This window comes from Oleiphilus sp. HI0080 (genome assembly GCF_001635135.1).
Genome location: NZ_LWFU01000524.1, coordinates 1 through 4,684 on the forward strand (window position 1 = coordinate 1; position 4,684 = coordinate 4,684).

Below are 4,684 nucleotides of genomic sequence, written 5' to 3' on the forward strand. Positions count from 1 at the left end.
GCTCGGCTTAGAAATCCACGAGCTTTGATTATCCGCTAGATAATCAAACAGCTAGCCAAATGTCGGCTAGCTGTTTGATTTTGCTTACTTCATCGTAATTACGAGATCTTAGATGTTTTTGGGCTAGGTGATTGGAATCATCGTCCATATCCCGGCCATGAGTAGGCTGAGTCCTGCAAATTTAGTCCTTCCAAACGTTTCCTTCAGCAACACTACTCCAAGAATGACTCCGATCACGATGCTGGTTTGGCGAAGTGCCACCAAATATGAAACATTCTCAGTACCATGCATTGCGATCAAAACCATCGTGTACGTGAGGGTCATAATAAGTGCAGTTGCGCCGGTCATTCGTTTCTTTGAATCAATAACGTCTCGCCAATTCTTTCTCTCAGACTTAAGAGTTAGTGAATAGAGGCAAAGCACAGTAGAAGACGCGGCAGAGAGACACCACATATACAAGGTTGATTGAATATAATTCGGCTCATTTAACTCTGGGTGGATTGATAGTCTCGTCAGTACTGATTGGTCAATTAATGTATAGCCGGTTGTGCCTAGTGCCGCCATAAGAGCGCTTGAGCGAGTGCCGGGTGTTTTCGTTGGTACCGGTTGCAATGGATCGGGGATAGCGATGAGTGCGGGGTATGGCAGAGTATTAGCTGAGCTTGCTAGCGGACAGCGGCCTTACATTGATATTGAACAATACCGGCCAGAGCGCGACGCGCTTGCCGACCCGGCTAATTCAATGTTTCGCAAGGCATGTGCGATGTCTCGAGCGGCAAAACGCTAACTCAACACCGCCGCTGTAATCCCGATTGCACCATAATACGTGTTGCGATTTCTTCAACGGAATAGTCTGTTGTGTTCATAAATGGAATTCGTTCGCGGCGGTACATTAATTCCACCTCTTCTACTTCGTAGTTGCACTGCTTCATCGTTGCGTAGCGCGAATTTGGTTTGCGCTCGTTACGGATCAAAGACAGGCGCTCAGGTTCAATGGTCAAACCAAAAATCTTGCCGCGATAACTTTTTAAAAGTGCAGGTAGTTTTTGGTCTTCGATGTCTTCTTCTGTAATCGGGTAGTTCGCAGCCTGAATGCCATACTGCATAGCGAGGTAGAGACAGGTTGGGGTCTTACCACTTCGAGATACGCCAACCAAAATGACATCCGCTTCGTCATACTGTTTCGTGCGAGCGCCGTCATCATTATGCAGTGCATAGTTGATCGCTTCCATGCGGTATTCATAGTCAGAGCTTTCGCCAATCCGGGCACGACCAATAGTGTCTCCAGGTTGAATGCCCAGCTCTTCTGTTAGAGGACCTAAAAATGCCGCAAACACGTCAATTTGCAAGGCATTGCTGCTCGAAACGATTGAGCGAAGTGTATCGTCTACGAGTGTGTCAAAAACAATAGGGCGCGCGCCATCCAGTTCGGCACGCTGATTGATACGTTCGACCACTTCTTTTGCTTTCTCAACGGAGTCTACGTAGGGCAAGGTCTCTTTTTCGAATCGAATTGTATCGAAGCGTTTTAAAAGGCTCAGGCCGAGGGCTTCGCTGGTGATCCCTGTTCCGTCTGAGATAAAAAAAGCTGTTCGCTTATCTGTCATAATTTATAAATACCTTGTTATATTTATGCGCTAGTTTGCTAAGTTTTGCTTATACAAGTGATTCAAGATGTCTACTAAATTAAGCTAGCATAAAGTGTTATTATGCGCACCTTATTAAGTCGGCCGAATTCTCGGCTGGCAGTACCGTTTCAGAGGAGTTTCGCCTTGCAGGAATATATCGTTTGGTTTGACCAACTTGGGATGAATGACGTTGATCGGGTCGGTGGCAAAAATGCCTCGCTCGGCGAGATGATCGCGAATCTTGGTTCGACTGGTGTGCGTGTGCCGGGGGGCTTTGCAACCACCGCCTATGCGTTCAACGAGTTTTTGCGAAGTGATGGTTTGGCAGATCGTATTCATAGTCGCCTTGATGCGCTTGATGTCGATGATGTTAAAAAGTTAGTGGAAACGGGCGCGGAGATTCGTGCTTGGGTCATGGATGCTCCCTTTCCCCCGCAGTTAGATACTGAGCTGGAAAATGCATTTGCTCAGCTTCAAGACGGTAACGATCATATGGCTGTGGCCGTTCGTTCGTCCGCAACGGCTGAAGATCTTCCGGAAGCGTCTTTCGCGGGTCAGCAAGAAACGTTTTTAAACGTGACGGGTATTGAAGCGGTCAAGCACGCTGTTAAAGAGGTGTTCGCTTCTCTATTTAATGATCGCGCGATTTCTTATCGTGTTCACCATGGTTTTGCGCATATCGATGTCGCTTTGTCGGCTGGGATTCAGAAAATGGTACGCAGTGAGACTGCATCAAGTGGTGTGATGTTTACGCTTGATACCGAATCTGGCTTCCGCGATGCGGTCTTTATTACGTCTTCTTATGGCTTGGGCGAAATGGTCGTTCAGGGGGCGGTTAACCCTGATGAGTTTTATGTTCACAAACCAACATTTGAAGCCGGTCGGCCTGCAATTCTTCGTCGCAACCTAGGTAGTAAAGCCAGCAAGATGATCTATTCAAGCGAGCCGGGTCAGCTTGTCGAGACGGTGAAAGTGGATAAAGAAGATCGTTTTCGTTTTTCGATCACCGATGAAGATATTAATGAGCTCACCGAACAAGCTCTCACTATTGAGAAACATTACGGCCGACCCATGGATATTGAGTGGGCAAAAGACGGTGACGACGGAAAACTCTATATCGTTCAGGCGCGCCCAGAGACCGTAAAGAGCCGCTCGAGCAGTGCAGTCCTAGAGCGCTATCTGATGAAAGAGACAGGTACCGTGCTTGTTGAAGGCCGCAGTATTGGCCAGAAGATCGGTAGTGGAATGGTGCGTGTTGTTGATGGATTGTCAGACATGGATCAGGTTCAGGAAGGCGATGTGCTCGTTACAGATATGACGGACCCAGATTGGGAGCCAGTTATGAAGCGCGCTTCTGCGATTGTTACCAATCGTGGTGGCCGTACCTGTCATGCTGCCATCATTGCCCGCGAGTTAGGTATTCCTGCGGTAGTCGGTTGTGGCAATGCGACGGAGAAGCTCAGTTCTGGGTCGAATGTGACGGTGTCCTGTGCGGAAGGTGATACGGGCTTTATCTATGACGGCTTGTTGGATTTTGAACTGCGGGAGAACTCTGTCGAATCGATGCCAGATTTGTCGTTCAAAATTATGATGAACGTTGGTAACCCTGATCGCGCCTTTGATTTCAGTGCTCTCCCTAATGACGGAGTTGGTCTTGCTCGGCTCGAATTCATTATCAATAGAATGATCGGTGTGCATCCAAAAGCTTTGCTCAACTATGATTCTCTGCCAATGGAGGTGCAGGAAACCGTTGCAAAGCGTGTTGCTGCCTATAAGTCTCCAGTAGATTTCTATGTTGATAAATTGGTTGAGGGGATTTCTACGCTTGCAGCCGCTTTTTATCCAAAGAAAGTAATCGTTCGATTGTCAGATTTTAAGTCGAACGAATACGCGAATCTGATTGGCGGAAGTTTATATGAGCCGGAAGAAGAAAACCCGATGCTTGGTTTCCGAGGAGCATCGCGATATATCTCCGAGACATTCAGAGATTGTTTCTACCTCGAATGTAAGGCCCTCAAACGCGTGCGTGAAGAAATGGGACTCGATAATGTGGAAGTGATGGTTCCATTCGTTCGCACCGTTGGCGAAGCGAAGCAGGTGATTGATTTGCTCGCATCGCAAGGTCTAAAACGCGGCGAGAACGGGCTGCGAGTGATCATGATGTGTGAATTGCCAGGCAACGCAATTTTGGCAGATCAGTTCCTGGAGCATTTTGACGGATTCTCGATTGGTTCCAACGACCTTACGCAGTTGACGCTTGGCTTGGATCGAGACTCAGGCATTATCGCGCATTTGTTCGATGAGCGAAACGAAGCGATTAAAGTGCTCCTTGGTCAAGCAATTGATGCGTGCAATAAAGCAGGTAAATATATCGGAATTTGTGGGCAGGGCCCTTCAGATCACCCGGATCTGGCTCGCTGGTTAATGAAAAAAGGCATCGATAGCGTTTCGCTCAATCCAGACTCAGTGCTTGATACGTGGTTCTATCTTGCTGAAGACGAATAGAGATAATGTGAAAAAGGACGAAGTAAAGGATTTATAAAGCTATGACAGATAAAAAGATTATAACGCCGGATCTCTGCGATAAATACGAAGACTTGGTTGAAGTTGTTGAACCAATGTTCCACAACTTTGGTGCGATAGACGCATTTGGTGGTGAGATCGTTACCGTTAAGTGTTTTGAGGATAACTCTGTTGTCAAAGAGCAGGTCGGCTTGCCGGGCGAAGGTCGGGTGATGGTCGTTGATGGCGGTGGCTCTAAGCGAAATGCCTTGTTGGGTGATATGCTCGCTGAGAAGGCGGCATCCAATGGCTGGGCCGGACTTATTATTTATGGCTGCATTCGTGATGTTGATGTGATTCGTCAAACGCAATTAGGTGTGCAAGCGTTGGCGTGTAATCCGCGAAAGACTGAAAAACGTGGTTTGGGTGATTTAAATGTCGAGGTGAAATTTGGCGGTGTGGTGTTTAAACCGGGCCATTATGTTTATGCCGACAACAATGGCGTTATCGTTTCGCCACAAGCTTTGGAAATGCCATAGACTGAATTCCGTATC

General features: G+C 47.4%; 5 protein-coding genes. 3 read left to right on the forward strand and 2 right to left on the reverse strand.

Annotated features, from left to right (window positions below; genetic code table 11):
- Nucleotides 1–123: 123 nt before the first annotated feature.
- Nucleotides 124–564, reverse strand: a complete 441-nt coding sequence (locus tag A3751_RS11115) for an EamA family transporter (RefSeq protein WP_068455807.1) — start codon at nucleotides 562–564, stop codon at nucleotides 124–126.
- 16 nt (nucleotides 565–580) lie between these two features.
- On the opposite strand from A3751_RS11115, the gene A3751_RS11120 reads away from it, so the two are divergent.
- Nucleotides 581–787 carry an FAD-binding oxidoreductase gene (locus A3751_RS11120; RefSeq protein ID WP_068455810.1) on the forward strand — a complete coding sequence of 69 codons (207 nt, stop codon included), beginning with the start codon at nucleotides 581–583 and terminating at the stop codon, nucleotides 785–787.
- Nucleotide 788: 1 nt separating this feature from the next.
- Here the strand turns inward: A3751_RS11120 and A3751_RS11125 are convergent, their stop codons facing one another.
- On the reverse strand, nucleotides 789–1,607 hold the full coding sequence (locus tag A3751_RS11125) for a pyruvate, water dikinase regulatory protein (RefSeq protein WP_068455813.1): 819 nt from the start codon (nucleotides 1,605–1,607) through the stop codon (nucleotides 789–791).
- A 165-nt stretch (nucleotides 1,608–1,772) separates the two neighbouring features.
- On the opposite strand from A3751_RS11125, the gene ppsA reads away from it, so the two are divergent.
- Nucleotides 1,773–4,133 (forward strand): phosphoenolpyruvate synthase, encoded by a 2,361-nt coding sequence (gene ppsA / locus A3751_RS11130; RefSeq protein WP_068455819.1) that lies wholly within the window; start codon nucleotides 1,773–1,775, stop codon nucleotides 4,131–4,133.
- A 41-nt stretch (nucleotides 4,134–4,174) separates the two neighbouring features.
- Entirely contained in the window at nucleotides 4,175–4,669 is a 495-nt protein-coding gene (rraA, locus tag A3751_RS11135; protein WP_068455816.1) for a ribonuclease E activity regulator RraA, read from the forward strand.
- The last annotated feature ends 15 nt before the right edge of the window (nucleotides 4,670–4,684 follow it).